Consider the following 4,269-nt stretch of genomic DNA (forward strand, 5'->3'; position numbering starts at 1 on the left):
CACGAGGCCGGCCGCCGCGCGGATGACGACGGCGCGGTTCATCCGGTTCGGGCCGCCGCCGAGCGCGCCCCGCAGGCCTGCCGTGCCGAACTCCAGCGTGCCGCGGAAGCGGTCCGCGAGGTCCGCGCGGGCCGGCTCGCGCCGGCCGTCGGGGTCCGCCTGGGCCTCGGCGTCCGCCAGGAGCGCCCGCAGGTGCTCGGCGGTGCGCGGGTCCGGGTCGTCGTCGACCCACGCGCGGACGCGGGCCGCGAGGTCCGGGTCGAACGGGGCCGCGGGAGGCGTCGTCGTCGCCATCAGATCCGGCCCACGATCTCGGCGAGCAGCCGGCTGATCCGCGGGCCCGCGGCGCGGCCGGCCTCGAGGACCTCCTCGTGGGAGAGCGGCTCGGCGCTGATCCCGGCCGCGAGGTTCGTCACGAGGGAGATGCCGAGCACCTCCAGGCCCGCGTGGCGCGCGGCGATGGCCTCCAGCGTCGTGGACATGCCGACCAGGTCGGCGCCCATCCGGCCCGCCATCCGCACCTCGGCGGGGGTCTCGTAGTGCGGGCCGCGGAACTGCGCGTAGACGCCCTCCGGGAGGCCGGGGTCGACCTCCCGGGCCACGGCGCGCAGGCGGGCCGAGTAGAGGTCGGTGAGGTCCACGAAGGTCGCGCCCTCGAGCGGGGAGGTCGCGGTGAGGTTGATGTGGTCGCTGATGAGGACCGGCGTCCCCGGGCCCCAGGAGGTGTCCAGCCCGCCGCAGCCGTTGGTGAGGACGACGGCGCGGGCGCCCGCGGCCGCGGCGGTCCGCACCCCGTGCACGACCCGGCGCACGCCGCGCCCCTCGTACAGGTGGGTGCGGGAGCCGAGGACGAGGGCGTGGCCGCCGTGCGCGAGGCGGATCGAGCGGGTCGTCCCGCCGTGCCCGGCGACGGCCGGCGCGGTGAACCCGGGGATCTCGTGGCTCGGGATCTCGGCCACGGTCTCGCCGACCAGGTCGGCGGCCCCGCCCCAGCCGGAGCCGAGCACGAGGAGCACGTCGTGGCGCTCCACGCCGGTGCGCTCCGCGATCGCCGCGGCGGCCTCGCGCGCGACGTCGAACGGGTCGGTGGTCGGGTCGTCCAGGGGGGCGACGACGGCGTCGCCGGCGGTGCTCGTCATGGTCCCCGAGGCTAGTGCCCGGGCGCCCCCCGCGTGCCCCGTGCGGCACCCGGACGGCAGAATGCCCGGTGTGACAGCGACGACACCCGGCATCGCCGAGCCCACGCCCGAGCAGCAGCCGCAGGACGAGCGGCCGGCCAGCCGCGTCGTCGTCGTCGGCGGGGGGCCGGGCGGGTACGAGGCCGCCCTGGTGGCGCGCCGCGCCGGGGCCGACGTCACGCTCGTGGAGCTCCAGGGCCTGGGCGGCGCGGCCGTGCTCACCGACGTCGTCCCGTCCAAGACGCTCATCGCGACCGCGGAGTGGATGACCATCGCAGAGCGCGCGCCGGAGCTCGGCATCCGCGACGGGGGCGTCCCGGTCACCGACGCGCCGCCCGGCGCCCGCGCCCACGAGGTGGACCTGGCGCGCGTCAACGCCCGGGTCGTCGAGCTCGCCGCGGCGCAGTCGCGGGACATCGCGGCACGGCTGGAGTCGGTCGGCGTGCGGGTCGTCGACGGCCACGGTCGTCTCGACGGGCCGCAGCGGGTCGTCGTCGACCGTGCGGACGGGGGAGGCCGTGGCGACGGCGCCTCGAGCAGCAGCGAGGTCCTCGACGCCGACGTGGTCCTGCTCGCCACGGGCGCGACCCCGCGGACCCTGCCCGAGGCGATGCCCGACGGCGAGCGGATCCTCACCTGGACGCAGCTGTACGGGCTCACCAGCCTGCCGGAACGGCTCGTCGTCGTCGGCTCGGGCGTCACGGGGGCGGAGTTCGCCGGCGCCTACAACGCCCTCGGGTCCCACGTGGTCCTCGTGTCGTCCCGGGACCGCGTCCTGCCGGGGGAGGACGCGGACGCCGCCGAGCTCATCGAGGAGGTGTTCCGCCAGCGCGGCATGGAGGTGATGTCCCGCTCGCGCGCGCAGTCCGCCGTGCGGACCGCCGACGGCGTCCTGGTGACCCTGGCGGACGGGCGCACGGTCGAGGGGAGCCACTGCCTCATGGCGGTCGGCTCCGTGCCCTCCACGCACGGCCTGGGCCTGGAGACGGCGGGCGTGCGGACCACCCGCAGCGGGCACATCGAGGTCGACCGGGTCTCCCGGACCAGCGCGCGCGGTGTGTACGCCGCCGGGGACTGCACCGGCATCCTGCCCCTCGCGTCGGTCGCCGCCATGCAGGGCCGGATCGCGATGGCGCACGCGCTCGGCGACGCCGTCGTCCCCCTGGACCTGCAGGTCGTCGCGGCGAACATCTTCACCGCACCGGAGATCGCCACCGTGGGTGCCTCGCAACGCACGCTGGAGGAGTCCGGCGTCCGGTACCGGACCAGCACGCTCGAGCTGGCCCGGAACCCCCGGGCGAAGATGCTCGGCATGCACGACGGGTTCGTGAAGCTCTTCGCGCACGCCACCACGGGGATCGTGCTCGGCGGCGTCGTCGTCGCGCCCCGCGCGGGGGAGCTCGTCTTCCCGATCACCCTGGCGGTGTCGCAGCGCCTCACCGCCGACGACGTCGCGCAGTCCTTCACGGTCTACCCGTCCCTCTCGGGCTCCATCGCCGAGGTCGCCCGCACGCTGCACCACCCGGAGGCCTGACCCATGACCACGTCCCTCACCGTCCACGGCCACGCGTGCGTGCGCCTCGAGCGCGACGGCCGGGTGCTCGTCCTCGACCCGGGCTCGTTCAGCGACCGCGGGGTCCTCGCCGACGCCGACGCGGTGCTGGTCACGCACGACCACGCGGACCACGTCGTCGTCGAGGACCTCGTCGCGGCGCTGGCCGCGCAGCCGGAGCTGCACGTGTGGGGACCGGCGCCGGTCGTGGCGCTCCTGACCGGCGAGGGCGCGGACGCGGCGCGCGTGCACGAGGCGGGCCCCGGCGAGCGGTGGACTGCCGGCGGCTTCGAGGTGCAGGCGTTCGGCGGCAGCCACGCCGTCATCCACCCGGACCTGCCCGTGCCCGCCAACCTGGCCTACCTCGTCGACGGCGTCCTGCACCCGGGTGACTCGTTCACCGTGCCGGACCTGCCCGTGGACGTCCTCCTGCTGCCGGTGGGCGGGCCGTGGATGAAGGTCGCCGAGGCGGTGGACCATGTGCGGGCCGTCCGGCCGCGCGTCGTCGTGCCGATCCACGACGCGGTGCTCGCGGAGGCCGGTCAGGGTCTGGCCGACCGCCTCGTCGGCACGCTGGGCGGTGCGCCGCAGTACCGCCGCCTGGCGCCGGGGGAGCGGCTCGCCGTCGGCGGCTGACGGCGAGCGGCCCGGTCCGCTTCTGACGCAGAACGCCGACCCCGCCCGAGCGTGCGATCAGCCGCCCTGCGGGGTGTGCGTGAGCACCAGCGGCAGGTGGTCCGACCACGGGGTGCCGACGAGGACGTCGAGCCGGTCGCCGTCGGACCAGCCCGGCCCCAGCACCCAGTCGATGCGGTACCGGGGGTCGCGGCTCGGGCTCGTGAGCAGCGCGGGGTCGCCCAGGGCGTCCTGGGCGCTGACGAAGCCCGCCTCCTCGAGCAGGTCGAGCTCAGGCCACCCCGGCTCGGCGTTGAGGTCCCCGCCGATGACGCCGAGGACGCCGAGGTCGCCGGTCCGGAGCAGCGACGCGAGCTGGTCCAGACGCGTCGGCGTGCTCGTCCGGCGGTGCTGGAGGTGGACCGACGTGTAGCGCTGGGGGCCCTCCGCGAGCTCCACGGTGGCGCTGATCGCCGACCGCCCCTGCGGCCCCGTCCCGTACGGGAGCGCGTGGACCACGACGTCGCGGTGCGGCACGCAGCTGAGGACGGCGTTGCCGAACTGCCGGTCGGCGGCGGGCGCGAAGGACGCGCGCATCCCCAGGCGGTGCGCCAGCCACGTGGCCATGTCCGTGCCGCCCCCGAGGACCCAGCCGCGCGAGACCTCCTGCAGCAGGACGACGCACGCGCCCTGCTCCTCGATCGTGCGCGCGAGCTGCTCCAGCTCGACGCGGCCCTCCGGCGTCACGCCGTAGTGGAGGTTCCACGAGACGACGGTCACGGGTGCCGCGCCCGCCCGCGGACCGTCGCCGGAGGAGGCGCCGTCGGCGGCCAGGGTCCCGACGGTGACCTGGACGGTCCCCGCCACGAGCAGCGCGAGACCGGCGGCCGCTGGCAGCCCGGCGCGGCGCGGCACGGGCCGGCG

Annotated in this window: 4 protein-coding genes and 1 pseudogene; 2 read left to right on the forward strand and 3 right to left on the reverse strand. The window is 76.8% G+C overall.

The features are described 5' to 3' along the window. Both N866_RS15730 and N866_RS15735 read right to left on the reverse strand, forming a co-directional pair. Positions 1 to 294, reverse strand: a pseudogene (locus N866_RS15730) (hypothetical protein); the annotation flags it as partial. After that, positions 294 to 1,139, reverse strand: coding sequence for a purine-nucleoside phosphorylase (locus N866_RS15735; protein ID WP_034228087.1), 846 nt, complete (start codon positions 1,137 to 1,139; stop codon positions 294 to 296). The gene N866_RS15735 and the pseudogene N866_RS15730, both read right to left, overlap by 1 nt. Before the next feature lie 70 nt (positions 1,140 to 1,209). Between N866_RS15735 and N866_RS15740 the strand changes: the two genes are divergently transcribed. Further along, positions 1,210 to 2,712, forward strand: a complete 1,503-nt coding sequence (locus N866_RS15740; RefSeq protein ID WP_425393972.1) for an NAD(P)H-quinone dehydrogenase — start codon at positions 1,210 to 1,212, stop codon at positions 2,710 to 2,712. 3 nt (positions 2,713 to 2,715) lie between these two features. Continuing rightward, a complete protein-coding gene (locus N866_RS15745; RefSeq protein ID WP_034228089.1) occupies positions 2,716 to 3,366 on the forward strand; it encodes an MBL fold metallo-hydrolase in 651 nt (216 codons plus the stop codon). Between the two features lie 57 nt (positions 3,367 to 3,423). Here N866_RS15745 and N866_RS21505 read toward each other — a convergent pair. Then, positions 3,424 to 4,269 (reverse strand): endonuclease/exonuclease/phosphatase family protein (locus tag N866_RS21505; protein ID WP_173406170.1); only part of this gene is annotated, 846 nt, incomplete at its 5' end.

The organism is Actinotalea ferrariae CF5-4, assembly GCF_000603945.1.
GTDB classification, from domain to species: domain Bacteria; phylum Actinomycetota; class Actinomycetes; order Actinomycetales; family Cellulomonadaceae; genus Actinotalea; species Actinotalea ferrariae.